Origin of the sequence: Vibrio sp. 5S239 (genome assembly GCF_041439575.1) — a bacterium.
Taxonomy (GTDB): Bacteria; Pseudomonadota; Gammaproteobacteria; order Enterobacterales; family Vibrionaceae; genus Vibrio; species Vibrio kanaloae.
Window position 1 is genome coordinate 158,097 of record NZ_JBGOOM010000005.1, and the last position, 14,702, is coordinate 172,798.

The 14,702-nt window shown below is 43.8% G+C and carries 12 protein-coding genes; 10 read left to right on the forward strand and 2 right to left on the reverse strand.

All coding sequences use genetic code 11. The features are described 5' to 3' along the window. Positions 1–42 precede the first annotated feature (42 nt). A complete protein-coding gene (gene glnD, locus ACED48_RS06275; RefSeq protein ID WP_017056300.1) occupies positions 43–2,664 on the reverse strand; it encodes a bifunctional uridylyltransferase/uridylyl-removing protein GlnD in 2,622 nt (873 codons plus the stop codon). 142 nt (positions 2,665–2,806) lie between these two features. Continuing rightward, positions 2,807–3,685, reverse strand: coding sequence for a type I methionyl aminopeptidase (gene map / locus ACED48_RS06280; protein ID WP_017056301.1), 879 nt, complete (start codon positions 3,683–3,685; stop codon positions 2,807–2,809). Positions 3,686–4,141: 456 nt separating this feature from the next. Between map and rpsB the strand changes: the two genes are divergently transcribed. From rpsB to ACED48_RS06330, 10 genes are all read left to right on the forward strand, one after another. Further along, positions 4,142–4,873, forward strand: coding sequence for a 30S ribosomal protein S2 (rpsB, locus tag ACED48_RS06285; protein ID WP_032547899.1), 732 nt, complete (start codon positions 4,142–4,144; stop codon positions 4,871–4,873). A gap of 138 nt (positions 4,874–5,011) precedes the next feature. After that, entirely contained in the window at positions 5,012–5,857 is an 846-nt protein-coding gene (gene tsf / locus ACED48_RS06290) for a translation elongation factor Ts (protein WP_017056303.1), read from the forward strand. A gap of 149 nt (positions 5,858–6,006) precedes the next feature. Beyond that, entirely contained in the window at positions 6,007–6,738 is a 732-nt protein-coding gene (gene pyrH, locus ACED48_RS06295) for a UMP kinase (protein ID WP_017056304.1), read from the forward strand. Positions 6,739–6,836: 98 nt separating this feature from the next. Beyond that, the gene (frr, locus tag ACED48_RS06300; RefSeq protein WP_017056305.1) at positions 6,837–7,394 is read left to right on the forward strand and encodes a ribosome recycling factor; all 558 of its coding nucleotides are present in this window, start codon (positions 6,837–6,839) and stop codon (positions 7,392–7,394) included. A gap of 98 nt (positions 7,395–7,492) precedes the next feature. Beyond that, complete coding sequence (locus ACED48_RS06305; protein ID WP_017056306.1) at positions 7,493–8,245, forward strand: isoprenyl transferase; 753 nt, start codon at positions 7,493–7,495, stop codon at positions 8,243–8,245. 15 nt (positions 8,246–8,260) lie between these two features. Beyond that, positions 8,261–9,103 carry a phosphatidate cytidylyltransferase gene (locus tag ACED48_RS06310; protein ID WP_017056307.1) on the forward strand — a complete coding sequence of 281 codons (843 nt, stop codon included), beginning with the start codon at positions 8,261–8,263 and terminating at the stop codon, positions 9,101–9,103. Positions 9,104–9,153: 50 nt separating this feature from the next. Next, positions 9,154–10,362 carry a 1-deoxy-D-xylulose-5-phosphate reductoisomerase gene (gene ispC / locus ACED48_RS06315; RefSeq protein WP_017056308.1) on the forward strand — a complete coding sequence of 403 codons (1,209 nt, stop codon included), beginning with the start codon at positions 9,154–9,156 and terminating at the stop codon, positions 10,360–10,362. After that, positions 10,359–11,717 (forward strand): sigma E protease regulator RseP, encoded by a 1,359-nt coding sequence (rseP, locus tag ACED48_RS06320; protein WP_017056309.1) that lies wholly within the window; start codon positions 10,359–10,361, stop codon positions 11,715–11,717. Before ispC ends, rseP begins: the two co-directional genes overlap by 4 nt. A gap of 48 nt (positions 11,718–11,765) precedes the next feature. After that, positions 11,766–14,171: an outer membrane protein assembly factor BamA gene (gene bamA, locus ACED48_RS06325; RefSeq protein WP_017056310.1), complete on the forward strand. Its 2,406-nt coding sequence runs from the start codon at positions 11,766–11,768 to the stop codon at positions 14,169–14,171. 27 nt (positions 14,172–14,198) lie between these two features. After that, entirely contained in the window at positions 14,199–14,699 is a 501-nt protein-coding gene (locus ACED48_RS06330; RefSeq protein ID WP_017056311.1) for an OmpH family outer membrane protein, read from the forward strand. The last annotated feature ends 3 nt before the right edge of the window (positions 14,700–14,702 follow it).

The following is a 14,702-nucleotide window of genomic DNA, read 5'->3' on the forward strand; positions in this document are numbered from 1 at the left end:
CTGATTTCTCGGATTGCTTATTTTTGGAGCTAAATTGAGTTTCTAAGGTGCGAGTTCAGAAACATGTTCAGTTAATCTTTCTCTTAGCGCTTGTTCTTGTTCTTCAGAAAGTCTTCCTCCTGCTTCACTGGTTAGAATAAACAAATCTTCTGCTCTCTCACCTATCGTGGTGATTTTCGCACCGTGCAAGTTAATGTCTAATTCTGCAAAGGTTGCACCGACTTGAGCCAACAACCCTGGAGTGTCTAATGCTTTCAGTTCCATCAAGGAATGCTTTTTACTTTTGGTTGGTAGGAACTCAACTCGAGTTTTTACCTCAAAGTGCTGCAAGTTACGTGGTGTACGACGTGTTTTTATCTTAGTAGGACGCCCATCAGATAGAACATGGGTTAAGTGTTTGGCGACCGCTTTATGCCTTGCTTCATCAATGGCCTCACCATGCTGATCTAACACAACGAAGGTATCCAAAACGTGACCATCTTTGCTGAGCATGACTTGCGCGTCGTGAACATTAAAGTTGCGTCTATCGAGTTCTGTAACCACAGTTGCAAAAAGTGCTGCCTGGTCTTTACAGTAAACGAACACCTCAGTACCACCACGAGTCGCTTTTTCGCTGATCAGCACCAAGGGTTGGCTTGGGTCTTCGAGGCGAAGCAGGTGTTCACAGTGCCAAGCGATTTGATTGTGCGTATGACGTAAGAAGTAGTCGGCTTTGAAACGCTGCCAAAGTACTTCAATTTCACGAGCGGTGAATCCTTCTTTACGCAGCAATGCGGAAGCCATTTGTTGATTGTGACGAATACGGTCTCTGACATCGACCGGGTTTTCTAGACCACGGCGTAGTGCTCGTTGTGTTGAATGAAATAATTCAGCCAATAAAGTGCGTTTCCAACTGTTCCATAGATCTGGATTCGTTGCACAAATGTCTGCGACGGTTAGACAAACCAACAGCTCTAAGGACTCTTCATCGCGCACTTTTTTGGCGAACTCTGTGATCACGTCAGGATCTTGAATATCACGGCGTTGAGCGGTGACAGACATCAATAGGTGGTTTTGTACTAACCACGATACTAGCTTGGCTTCTGGTTTAGATAATCCATGCTCAATACAGAAAGAGTAAGCTTCGACGGCACCAATCTCTGAGTGATCTCCGCCACGCCCTTTACCTATATCATGGAAGATAGCAGCAAGAATGAGTAACTCTTTCTTCTGAACTCGTGGATACACTTCGCAGCAAATAGGATGTTTGTCATGGTTCTCAATTTGACTGAAACGGTTGATGTGCTTGAGAAGACGAATACTGTGTTCATCCACGGTGTAAGCATGGAAAAGGTCAAACTGCATTTGACCAACGATTTGGCTCCACTGCGGCAAGTATGCCGAGAGCACCCCTAAATTATGCATCAGGCTAAATGCTTTATGCAGTGCGTTAGGGTGGCGAACCAACGACATAAACTTTTCACGAGCTACAGGAATGGTGTGCAAGAAACGGTTTAGTCGACGGCGTGCAGTACGTAGCTGTCGCAATGTCGGTGGGCTAACCCCTTCGATGGAAGAGTCGTTCGCGATATGGATGAACATATCGAGAATCGTTTCCGGTCGAGCCTGGAATAGGGCGGGCTTGCGCGCTTCGATCAATGTCCCTCGACGTTGGAAATCATTATCGAGAATCTCAGCTTCTTGTGTCTCACCGCCATTGATTATTGCCTGATCGAACAGTTTAAGCAGCATCTTGTTGAGCTCTGCTACGCGGCGAAGGGTTCGATAGAACTCTTTCATCATCATCTCGACACCACGGTTTCCTTCACCGGTATAACCTAGATGTTCAGCGACTTGAGCTTGATGTGCAAACGTGAGGCGATTGTCGTAACGGCGTAATTCAATATGAAGTGCAAAGCGAATGCGCCACAAGAAATCTTGGCACTCGACTAACTCACGATATTCGGCATCGGTAAGAAAGCCATACTTACTCATCTCTAATAAAGAAGTTGCACCAAAGTGTCGACGCGCAACCCAGCTTAGCGTATGGATATCTCTCAAGCCTCCAGGGGTCGACTTAATATCAGGTTCTAGATTGTAAGTGGTGTCATGGTAGCGAGCATGGCGCTCTCTTTGTTCTTGAATCTTGGCTTTATAAAAGTTCTCACTTGGCCAAAAAGAATCGGAATGAATCTTCAATTTCAGTTCTTGAAAAGTGTCTTCACTGCCACACAGTAAACGCGACTCTTGTAGATTGGTTGCAACCGTTAAATCGTCGATACCAATCTCAATACACTCTGAAACTGTTCGTACTGCATGGCCGACTTCGAGTTTTAAATCCCAAAGTAGGGTGATGAATTGACTGACTTTTTCACCAAATGCATTTGGTAGTGTCTTTTGCGAAACGACTAAGATATCAATGTCGGATAAAGGGTGTAGTTCACCACGGCCATAGCCACCTACCGCTACGAGTGATATATGTGGGAGTTTATTGAATCCGAAATGTTCCCACAATCGATTAAGGAGCAAGTCCATGTACTCGGATCGTAAGAATACTAAGTCGGTGACTGGATGATGATTTAGAAATTCATTTTTTTGATACTGCGTGAAGATTTCGAGCTGATTTTTTAATTCGCAGATTTCAATTTGTTCGTCATTGAACGTAAGAGGGCATTGATAAGGCATAGTCTGCTATCCGTGCAAGCAAATGAGAATAGTAAACAATTTAACAGAAGCTGATGGAAAATCGAAATTGAGCGGATAAAAAATATCCCCGACAACGCGAGGATACTTTTAAAAGGCTGGTTGGTGCGCTCGGTTTGATGAGCTAAGCGTTTTTCATGATACGTGGAATGGTATCATCGCTGCGTAGTGTTAGTACTTCACAGCCAGTATCGGTAACAACGAGAGTGTGTTCCCACTGAGCAGAGTTCTTGCTGTCTGCCGTATAAACTGTCCAGCTGTCTTCGTCATCTAGGCGGCAACCAAACTTACCCGCATTGATCATCGGCTCGATAGTGAAACACATCCCCGCTCTTAGTACTGTACGGTCGTTGTTTTTGTAGTGAACCACTTGTGGATCTTCGTGGAACTCAGAACCAATGCCGTGGCCACAGTAATCTTTTACGATCGAGAACTTAGCGCGTGGGTTATTTTTATTGTTTGTTTTGATGTACTTCTCGATAGCAGTACCGATTTGACCAAGTTGAACTCCAGGCTTAACTTGACGCATGCCTTCGTAAAGGGCTTCTTGAGCAACCATGCATAAGCGTTTGTTTGCCGGTGATACATCACCAACTAAGAACATCTTAGATGTGTCACCATGGTAACCTTGCGGACGAACGCTTAGGTCTGCGTTTTCGTCATCAGGTATGATTACCGTGATATCAACGTTCAGAATGTCGCCATCTTTTAGTACCGCAGGTTTGAATTGACCCGTGCTACCCGTCTCGTCTTGTGATGCTGGAATACCGTGACACACAATGTGGTTGATGGACGTACAGATTGACTTAGGGAAACCGTGGTAATCAAGTGGTGCTGAGTATGCGCCTCTTTCCATTGCGTAGTCGTGACAGATTTGGTTTAGCTCTTCTGTCGTTGTACCTACTTGGATATGAGGTTCGATCATCTCTAGAATTTCAGAAGCCAGCTTACAAGCGACGCGCATTTTTTGAATTTCTTCAGCAGTTTTAATTTTTACAGCCATTGCATATCTCTTAATTGGGTAGCACCTAAGTGTGCATATTTGGGCTATTCTAGCAGTGCAGCATTTTAGCGCAACATTCCCATACCCATTCAATGCTGGTGGAAACACTCCAAACTAAGTTAATAACGTTCTGTTTGATGATGTTGATGTGAATGGTTTAGGCCGCTATTTATAGGTAAAAACGGATGATAACGTTCATTATAGTCGTTGCCATTTTTAGAATTTTTGCTAGCCACAGATAGACAAAATATGGTATAAAGCGCGCCGGACGTCAGGACTGTTTTCTCCAATTGGCGAAGCAAGCTTGTGTCCACTAACTTATTTCTTTAAATCACACACATTCCGACACATGTTCCGGGGTGCCTCAACAACGCAGATAACGGCTGAAAAGTGGTTAGTTGTTAGGGGTCGGATTCATGGGGGATGTGGAGGCCTAACCCCATAGAGGATTTTAAAATGGCAACTGTATCAATGCGCGATATGCTTAAAGCTGGTGTTCACTTCGGTCACCAAACTCGTTACTGGAACCCAAAAATGAAGCCATTCATCTTTGGTGCTCGTAACAAAGTACATATCATCAACCTAGAAAAAACTGTACCAATGTTCAACGACGCTCTAGCTGAAATCGCTAAAGTTGGCGAGAAGAAAGGTAAAGTTCTTTTTGTTGGTACTAAGCGCGCTGCATCTGAAGCTGTTAAAGAAGCTGCTATCAACAGCAACCAGTTCTACGTTAACAACCGCTGGTTAGGCGGTATGCTAACGAACTACAAAACTGTTCGTCAGTCTATTAAGCGTCTGAAAGAACTTGAAGCGCAAGCTCAAGACGGTACTTTCGACAAGCTTACTAAGAAAGAAGCTCTAATGCGTACTCGCGAAATGGAGAAGCTAGAGAAGTCTCTTGGTGGTATCAAGAACATGGGCGGCCTACCAGACGCTCTATTCGTAATCGATGCTGATCACGAACACATCGCAGTTAAAGAAGCAAACAACCTAGGTATCCCAGTTTACGCTATTGTTGATACTAACTCTAACCCAGACGGCGTTGACTTCGTTATCCCAGGTAACGATGATGCAATCCGTGCAGTACAGCTTTACCTAAATGCTGCTGCAGACGCGGTTAAAGAAGGTCGTAACAAAGATGTTGCTGCTGTAGCTGCTGAAAAAGACGGTTTTGTAGAAGCTGAATAATAGCGGCTCTGAGCCATATTTAGTTCACATTAAGTAATCATAATAGATGGCTTGAGGAACTGAATACAGTCAATATCAGGGGCCAATTAATGAGGCCCCTGTTTTTTATCTTTTTTAGAATTTACTGAGGAATAGAGAATGGCAACTGTAACTGCAGCTCTAGTTAAAGAACTTCGTGAACGCACAGCTGCGGGCATGATGGAATGTAAAAAAGCGCTTGTTGCTGCTGAAGGCGACATCGAGCTAGCAATTGAAAACATGCGTAAATCTGGCGCAGCAAAAGCAGCTAAGAAAGCTGGTAATGTTGCTGCTGAAGGCGCAATCATCATCAAAGAAGCAAACGGCGCAGCTGCTCTTCTTGAAGTTAACTGCCAAACTGATTTCGTAGCTAAAGATGCAGGTTTCCTTGCATTCGCTAACGAAGTTGCTGAAGTTGCTCTAGCAGAACGTCTAGAAATCGCTGATCTTCAAGCTAAATTTGAAGAAGCGCGTATCGCACTAGTAACTAAGATCGGTGAAAACATCAACATCCGTCGCGTACAATTCGTTGAAGGTGTTGCTCTAGCTTCTTACCGTCACGGCGAGAAAATCGGTGTTGTTGTTGCTGGTGAAGGCGAAGCTGAAACGCTTAAGCACGTTGCAATGCACGTTGCTGCATCACGTCCTGAGTTCCTAAACCCAGAAGACGTACCTGCAGACGTAGTTGCTAAAGAGAAAGCAGTTCAAGTTGAAATCGCTATGAACGAAGGCAAGCCAGCTGAAATCGCAGAGAAAATGGTTGTTGGCCGCATGAAGAAATTCACGGGCGAAATCTCTCTAACTGGTCAAGCTTTCATCATGGAGCCTAAGCAAACTGTTGGCGCTATCCTTAAAGAGAAAGGCGCTTCAGTATCTAACTTCGTACGTCTAGAAGTTGGTGAAGGCATCGAGAAAGCAGCTGAAATGAGCTTTGCTGACGAAGTTGCAGCGGTACAAAAAGGTTAATCCTTAGCGTATTGTTTGAAAAGAGACCGTGGCAAATGCTGCGGTCTTTTTATGAATAGTGAATTATTTTTTAGCTGTTATGAATGCAAACTGAGCTATTCAGTTTTTATCCATGACTGTTAATCACAACTCTTTGGAAGGTAAACTCCATGACTACGAACCCTAAACCAGCGTATCAACGTATTCTGTTAAAACTTAGCGGTGAAGCACTACAAGGCGAAGAAGGTTTTGGTATTGACCCGACGATCTTGGATCGTATGGCTCAAGAAGTAAAAGAATTGGTTGAACTAGGTGTTCAAGTCGGTGTTGTTATCGGTGGCGGTAACCTTTTCCGCGGTGCTGGTCTTGCTGAAGCCGGTATGAATCGCGTTGTTGGTGACCACATGGGTATGCTTGCAACGGTAATGAACGGCCTTGCAATGCGTGACGCTCTACACCGTGCTTATGTGAATGCACGTGTAATGTCAGCAATCCCTCTTAAAGGTGTGTGTGACGACTACAATTGGGCAGACGCAATCAGTCAACTACGTCAAGGTCGTGTTGTGATCTTCTCTGCTGGTACTGGTAACCCATTCTTTACTACGGATTCTGCTGCATGTTTACGTGGTATCGAAATCGAAGCTGACGTCGTTCTAAAAGCGACAAAGGTAGATGGTGTATTTACTGCTGACCCTGTAGCAAACCCAGAAGCAGAGCTGTATGATACGTTGTCTTACAATACAGTTCTTGATAAAGAACTTAAAGTAATGGATTTGGCTGCATTTACGCTAGCACGTGATCACAAAATGCCAATCCGTGTATTTAACATGAATAAACCAGGCGCACTACGTCGCGTGGTTATGGGTGAAACTGAAGGTACATTAATCAGCGACGCTGACTAATTTTTCGGGCTTACTGATGTGTTCTACTTCAGTAAGCTTATCCTTATCACTCCAAATAAAAAGCTTTCTTGAAGAAAGAACATAATCAAGGTGAAATTGTGATTAACGAAATTAAAAAAGACGCTCAAGAGCGCATGGTAAAAAGTGTTGATGCACTAAAAAACAGCCTGCAAAAGATTCGTACGGGTCGTGCCCACCCTAGCTTACTTTCTGGCATTACTGTGGAGTATTACGGTGCACCAACGCCTTTGACTCAAGTCGCGAACGTGATTGCTGAAGATGCGCGAACACTAGCAATTACAGTGTTTGATAAAACACTGACGCCTCTAGTAGAAAAAGCGATCATGACATCTGACCTGGGTTTAAACCCTATGTCAGCTGGTACAGTTATTCGTGTTCCACTTCCACCGCTAACGGAAGAGCGTCGTAAAGACCTCGTAAAAATTGTTCGTGGCGAAGCTGAAGGTGGCCGTGTTGCTATCCGTAATATCCGTCGTGACGCGAATGGCGATCTAAAAGCGCTTCTTAAAGATAAAGAAATCTCTGAAGACGAAGATCGTAAAGCACAAGACGAAATTCAAAAGCTAACTGACGCTGCGGTTAAGAACGTAGATGAAGTTCTAGCCACTAAAGAAAAAGAGTTGATGGAAGTTTAACTTCCCATATTCTTTTCTTTCCGGAAAAACGCTGTACTCACTGTTCAGCGTTTTTTTATGCTACTCTGTTCGACTATTAGAATTTGATTCACTCTTTTATGCATAATTCTCAAGCGTTCACAGACTCTCTTCCTAAACACATTGCTATCATCATGGACGGCAATGGCCGCTGGGCAAAAGCTCAGGGCAAACCTCGCGTCTTTGGCCATAAAAACGGCGTTCAGGCTGTTCGTAAAACCATCTCTTCTGCTGCCAGGCTTGGCATTAAAGCCGTTACTTTATTTGCATTTAGTAGTGAAAACTGGCGTCGTCCTGAAGAAGAAGTCGGAATCTTGATGGAACTGTTTATTTCAGTGCTGTCGAGCGAAGTGAAAAAGCTTCATAAGAATAATCTACAACTTCGTGTTATTGGTGATAAAAGTCGTTTTAATGATCGACTACAAAAGAAGATAGAAGAAGCGGAAGCTTTGACTAGCACTAATACCGGTATGGTTATTAATATTGCGGCTAACTACGGCGGAAAGTGGGATATTCAGCAAGCAATGACCTCTATTGCTCAAAAGGTAAAGTCTGGCAATATTAATGTAGAAGACATTGATGAAGCTATGATTACACAACACCTTACGATGTCTGATATTCCTGAGGTTGATCTACTTATTCGCACCAGTGGTGAGTGCCGCATTAGCAACTTTATGCTTTGGCAGTTGGCTTACGCTGAAATGTATTTCACTGAACAATTCTGGCCAGACTTTAATGAAGACAGCTTAGTTGAAGCTGTGACTTGGTTTGTAAACCGTGAGCGTCGCTTTGGATGCACCGGCGAGCAAATTAAAGCTCTGATGGACAGTTAATAAGGATTTTTTGGTTTGAAACAACGAATTATTACGGCGTTGATTTTGGCTCCCCTAGTTATTCTAGGTATTTTTGAGTTATCACTTCCCACTTTTATTCTTTCACTATCAGTCATTGCGCTGTTGGGTTTTTGGGAGTGGACTCAATTTGTTGAAAGTAAATCGCGTTATTTAGCGTTGATTCCAACAGTTGTTATAAGTGCTGCAAGTTTTGCTTTTATTCCTTTTGATGCATTTAGCCTTAATAACTTATCTAGTGCTCACTACGCCATTCTAACTATTGGATCGATTTGGTGGGTTATAGCGAGTGGTATGGCAGTGACTTACCCTAAGTCTATGCCTGCATGGAAAGATTCATTGCTACTCCGTCATGCGTTTGGTGTCCTGACTCTGCTTCCTTTCTTCTGGAGCGTGGTTATCTTGCGTGCTAACGGTATCGATGTTGATCCTTACCATGGCGCAAAATTAGTGATGTTCGTTTGCTTGCTGGTGTGGGCTGCAGACAGTGGTGCTTATTTTGCAGGAAAGAGTTTTGGTAAGCGTAAAATGGCGCCAGCGGTAAGCCCGAATAAGACGATTGAAGGTCTGGTTGGTGGCATTATTACTGCGGTGATCGTGGCTTGGATCTTTGCTGATTTGTTTGACATCCAGTTTACAAGCCCTTTCCACATGATTGTTATTACTCTTGTGACCGTCGTTATCTCTGTTCTTGGTGACCTTGTTGAAAGCATGTTTAAGCGTGTTTCTGGGGTGAAAGACAGCAGTAATCTGATTCCTGGTCATGGTGGTATACTTGATAGAATAGATAGCTTAACGGCTGCATTCCCTGTCTTTGCTCTGCTTTATTTAGCATTCTAATAAAAAGGGCAGTGATTCTGCCCTTTATTACATTTCTACGGTCATATGTGATGCGAAATCTAACTATCCTTGGCGCTACCGGCTCAATTGGTGAAAGTACACTAAAAGTCGTTGAGCAAAACCCAGACCTCTATTCGATTGTGGCATTGGCTGCTGGCTCGAATGTTAAAAAGATGCTGGCACTAGTTGAAAAGTGGCAACCAAGCTATGTTGCTATGGCTTGCCCTGATGCAGCGTCTCTGTTGGTTGAAATGTTGTCTGCGGATTACCCGAACGTGCAAGTGCTTTCAGGAGCTGAAGGCATGTGTAAGGTCGCTTCCTTAGATGAAGTGGATACAGTAATGGCTGCGATTGTTGGTGCGGCGGGATTACTTCCTACGATGTCTGCGGTTGAAGCGGGTAAGCGTATTTTACTGGCTAACAAAGAAGCCTTGGTAATGTCTGGGCAACTGTTCATTGACGCTGTAGAAAAGTATGGTGCTGAGCTTCTTCCTGTCGATAGTGAGCACAACGCTATCTTTCAATGTCTGCCGCAAAACGTACAAACTAATCTAGGTCGTTGTGACTTGGAAGAGAACGGTATCAACCATATTCTCTTGACGGGCTCTGGCGGTCCTTTCCGCTATAGCGATATTGAAGAGCTTGAGTCTGTGACACCAGAGAGAGCGATCGCACACCCCAACTGGTCTATGGGGCCTAAAATATCTGTCGACTCTGCGACTATGATGAACAAAGGTTTAGAGTACATTGAAGCTAAATGGTTATTCAATGCCTCTCAGGAGCAGTTAAAGGTCATCATTCATCCTCAGTCTGTGATTCACTCTATGGTCCAGTATAAGGATGGTTCTGTGCTTGCTCAGATGGGCGAACCCGATATGGCGACACCAATCGCCTTGACGATGTCTTACCCTGCTCGAACTGAAGCCGGTGTTAAGCCTTTGGACTTCACTAAAGTGAGCGAGCTGACCTTTTTAGAACCAGACTTTAGTCGTTATCCGTGTTTGAGGTTAGCGATTGAAGCCTGCTATCTAGGGCAACATGCAACAACGGCAATTAACGCTGCAAACGAAATTGCAGTCGACGCTTTCTTGAGTAATCAAGTGAAGTTTACCGATATTGCTGTCATTAACGAACATGTTATGAGCAAAGTATGTGAACAACATAACTCTGAGAGCTTAGATAGCTTGGAAAGCCTTCTCGAGCTAGATAATATGTCTCGTCAAATAGCCATTCAATTTATTAAAGAGCAACTAACATGAGTGGAATCCTGTGGAACTTCGCATCTTTTATTGTAGCGCTTGGCATTCTGGTTGCTGTTCATGAATTTGGACATTTCTGGGTCGCTCGTCGTTGCGGTGTAAAAGTTGAAAAATTCTCGATCGGTTTTGGTAAATCAATCTGGAGCAAAGTTGGCCGTGATGGTACTGAATATAGCCTGTCAGTGATCCCACTGGGCGGCTACGTTAAAATGCTTGATGGCCGTGTTGATGATATCTCTGAAGGACAACAACAGTACGCTTTTGACAAAAAGCCACTTTGGAAACGAACCGCGATTGTAGGAGCAGGTCCAGCATTTAACTTTATCTTTGCTGTTTTTGCATATTGGTTGGTATTTTTGATCGGTGTGCCAGCGGTTAAGCCCGTGATTGGTGAAGTGACTCCACAATCTATTGCCGCACAAGCCGGAATTGAAACTGGGATGGAACTTAAATCTGTTTCAGGAATCAAAACCGCAGATTGGGAATCAGTTAATATGGGGTTGATATCTCATATAGGTGATCAATCCATGACAGTAACGGTTGCTTCTCAAGACGATATCGGCTTTGAACAGCAAATGACATTGGATATTTCAGAATGGTCGTTCAACCCAGAAACTGAATCTGCAATGACAACGCTTGGTTTTAGACCGTACTCTCCAGAGATATCGACAGTGCTTGCTCAAGTAATTGATGATGGTGCTGCATATAATGCAGGGCTAGAAGCCGGCGATAAAATTGTTGAGATCAACGGGCAATCTATTGAACAGTGGCAGTCGGTTGTGGATCTTATTCGTGCAAACCCAGTGACCTCATTGGACATGGTGGTGTTGCGAAATGGTATTGATAAGTCATTAGTTATGACGCCAAAAAGTCGAGAGCTTTCTGACGGCTCTACAATCGGCTATGCGGGTATTGCTCCGGAAGTCGCAGAATGGCCAGAAGATTATCGCTTTGAGTTACAATTTGGTGTAGTTGAGTCTGTAGGAAAAGCATTTGATAAAACAGGTCAAATCATCGGTTTGACGCTGACAATGCTTAAGAAGCTCATCGTTGGCGATGTTGGCTTAAATAACTTGAGTGGCCCTATTTCAATCGCTAAAGGTGCAGGTACAACCGCCGATTACGGTCTGGTTTACTTCTTAGGCTTTTTGGCTCTGATTAGTGTTAACTTGGGTATTATTAATTTAGTTCCGCTGCCTATGCTTGATGGCGGACATTTGCTCTTTTTCGCTATTGAGGCCGTTACTCGTAAACCGGTACCTGAGAGAGTTCAGGAAATGGGATACAGAGTGGGAGGGGCGATCCTCTTCTCTTTGATGGCTCTGGCAATATTTAACGATTTTACTCGTCTGTGAATGGTTTCTCACAGGCATTGGTAGTAGCAAGGAATAATTAGAATAAGTATGGCGATTAAGCAAATTCTGTTCGCAAGTCTATTGGCCACTAGTGTGGCTGCGAACGGAGCACAAAACTTTGTAGTTCAAGATATTAAGATCGAAGGTTTACAGCGTGTTGCACTTGGTGCTGCTCTACTGAAAATGCCAGTGCGTATTGGCGATGAAGTGGATGAAGGCGACGTATCTGAGATCATTCGTGCATTGTATGCATCAGGTAACTTTGAGGACGTTAAAGTACTTCGTGATGAAGGTGTATTGATTGTTCAAGTTCAAGAACGACCAACCATTGCAAGTATTTCATTCTCTGGTAACAAAGCGATCAAAGAAGAGCAGCTTCAGCAGAACCTTGATGCGTCTGGTGTCCGTGAAGGTGAAGCGCTTGACCGCACAACGCTGAGTAATATAGAGAAAGGTCTTGAAGACTTTTACTACAGTGTTGGTAAATATAACGCGACAGTTAAAGCGGTAGTCACGCCTTTGCCGCGTAACCGTTCAGACCTTAAGTTTGTGTTTACTGAAGGTGTGTCCGCTAAGATTCAGCAAATCAACTTTATCGGTAATGAAGTTTTCTCTGATGCTGACTTGCTTAGCCGCTTCAACCTCAATGTAGACGTTTCATGGTGGAACTTCCTTGCGGATGAGAAGTACCAGAAGCAAGTCTTAGCCGGCGATATAGAAGCGCTGAAGTCGTACTACCTTGATCGTGGTTACCTTAAATTTAAAGTGGACTCAACACAGGTTGCTATCTCCCCTGATAAGAAAGGCGTTTATATCACGCTGGGTATTGATGAAGGTGAAGCTTACACCGTTAAAGATGTCGCATTTCGTGGTGAGCTTATTGGTCGCGAGGCGGATTTTGATGCTCTAGTACCATTTGAAGATGGCGATACGTACAACGGCTCCTCTGTGACTTCACTAGAAGAAGGCGTAAAGCGTATTCTGGGTGAGTCTGGTTATGCTTACCCACAAGTTCGTACTATTCCAGAATTCAATGACGAGACGAAAGAAGTTTCGCTCGTTATCAATGTAGAAGCGGGTAGCCGTATCTACGTGCGCGATATTCGTTTTACGGGTAACAACTCAACTAAAGATGAAGTGTTACGTCGTGAAATGCGTCAAATGGAAGGCAGCTGGCTCAACTCGAAATCAATCGATACCGGTAAGAGTCGCCTGAACCGTTTAGGTTATTTTGAAACCGTAGATGTACAAACGGTTCGTGTTCCTGGCAGCGAAGACCAAGTCGATTTGGTTTATAACGTTAAAGAAGCGAACTCGGGCAGTATTAACTTTGGTGTCGGTTATGGTACTGAGTCAGGTGTGAGCTTCCAAGTTGGCCTACAACAAGACAACTTTGCAGGTTCAGGTAACCGCGTTGGCGTAAGCGCCATGATGAATGATTATCAAAAGAATATAAGCTTAGATTACCGTGACCCATACTGGAACCTTGATGGTGTGAGTTTAGGTGGTAAGGTCTTCTATAACGAATTTGAAGCATCTGAAGCGGGTATTGTCGATTATACCAACCAAAGTTATGGTACAAGCCTAACATGGGGTTTCCCTATGGATGAGCTGAACCGTATTGAGTTTGGTGTCGGCTACACGCACAACAAGATCGGTAATGTTCCGACTTATATTCAGGTTGAACAGTTTGCACGAAGTATTGATCAATATGGTGACGAACACATCTTAACCGATGACTTTGATATCAATATCTCTTGGACTCGTAACAATCTTAACCGTGGTTTCTTCCCTACCGAGGGTAACCACCAACGTGCTTTCGCTAAAATGACAGTACCAGGTTCTGATGCTAAGTACTTTAAAGCTCAGTATGATGTGAAACATTACATCCCGCTGACCAAAAAGCATGAGTTCACACTATTGATGCGCGGCCGATTAGGCTATGGTAATGGTTATGGTCAAACGGATGGTAACGATAATTTGTTCCCATTCTACGAGAACTACTACGCGGGTGGCTTTACAACCCTACGTGGTTTTGGCTCTAACTCAGCTGGCCCAAAAGCAGTTTACGGAAGCAGTACGGGGAACAACCCGACTTATAGCTCTGCAACCGATGATTCAGTTGGTGGTAACGCGGTTGCTTTGGCAAGTTTAGAGTTAATCGTACCAACACCGTTTGCTTCTGACGAAGCTCGTAGCCAGATCCGAACCAGTGTCTTCTTTGACATGGCAAGTGTATGGGATACTGAATTCGTAGATCGCGGCGCACCTAATAGTGGCCGTCAGTATTACTACGACTACTCTGATCCAACAAACTACCGCTCATCTTATGGTGCCGCGCTTCAATGGATGTCACCAATGGGCCCACTGGTTTTCTCTCTAGCGAAACCAATTAAAATTTACGAAGGTGATGACGAAGAATTCTTTTCATTCACCATTGGTAGAACTTTCTAATATTTAAAGGACAATATTTTGAAAAATATGATTAAAGCAGCAGGTTTAGGCCTTGTGGTTCTTAGCTCTTCTTTCTTTGCAACAGCGGCAGAAGCTGCGCAAAAAGTGGGTTATGTAAACACTGCACAAGTATTCCAGGCTCTACCTCAACGCGAAGTTGTTCTTCAAAAAATGCAGGAAGAGTTCAAAGACAAAGCGGCTGAGCTACAAAGTATTCAAGCTGAAGCCAAAACGAAGATTGAAAAGCTTAAGCGTGATGGCGAGCTACTAGGTCCTGACGAAGTTGAGAAGCTTCGTATCGAAGTCGGTCAACTAGACAGCAAGTACAAAATCAAAGCTCAAGCACTAGAAAAAGCAAGCCAACGTCGTGAAGCACAAGAGAAACAGAAGCTATTCAAAGTGATTCAAGATGCTGTAACAAAAGTTGCAGAGAAAGAAGGCTACGACATGATCGTTGATATTCAAGCTTTGCAATACGGCAAGCCAGAATACAATATCTCTGAGAAAGTAATTAAAGCACTGAAATAAGTT

Coding starts and splice junctions, on each gene's coding strand:
- glnD (WP_017056300.1), bottom strand. CDS start 2,664: ATGCCTTATCAATGCCCTCTTACGTTCAATGACGAACAAATTGAAATC.
- map (WP_017056301.1), bottom strand. CDS start 3,685: ATGGCTGTAAAAATTAAAACTGCTGAAGAAATTCAAAAAATGCGCGTC.
- rpsB (WP_032547899.1), top strand. CDS start 4,142: ATGGCAACTGTATCAATGCGCGATATGCTTAAAGCTGGTGTTCACTTC.
- tsf (WP_017056303.1), top strand. CDS start 5,012: ATGGCAACTGTAACTGCAGCTCTAGTTAAAGAACTTCGTGAACGCACA.
- pyrH (WP_017056304.1), top strand. CDS start 6,007: ATGACTACGAACCCTAAACCAGCGTATCAACGTATTCTGTTAAAACTT.
- ACED48_RS06305 (WP_017056306.1), top strand. CDS start 7,493: ATGCATAATTCTCAAGCGTTCACAGACTCTCTTCCTAAACACATTGCT.
- ispC (WP_017056308.1), top strand. CDS start 9,154: ATGCGAAATCTAACTATCCTTGGCGCTACCGGCTCAATTGGTGAAAGT.
- rseP (WP_017056309.1), top strand. CDS start 10,359: ATGAGTGGAATCCTGTGGAACTTCGCATCTTTTATTGTAGCGCTTGGC.
- bamA (WP_017056310.1), top strand. CDS start 11,766: ATGGCGATTAAGCAAATTCTGTTCGCAAGTCTATTGGCCACTAGTGTG.
- ACED48_RS06330 (WP_017056311.1), top strand. CDS start 14,199: ATGATTAAAGCAGCAGGTTTAGGCCTTGTGGTTCTTAGCTCTTCTTTC.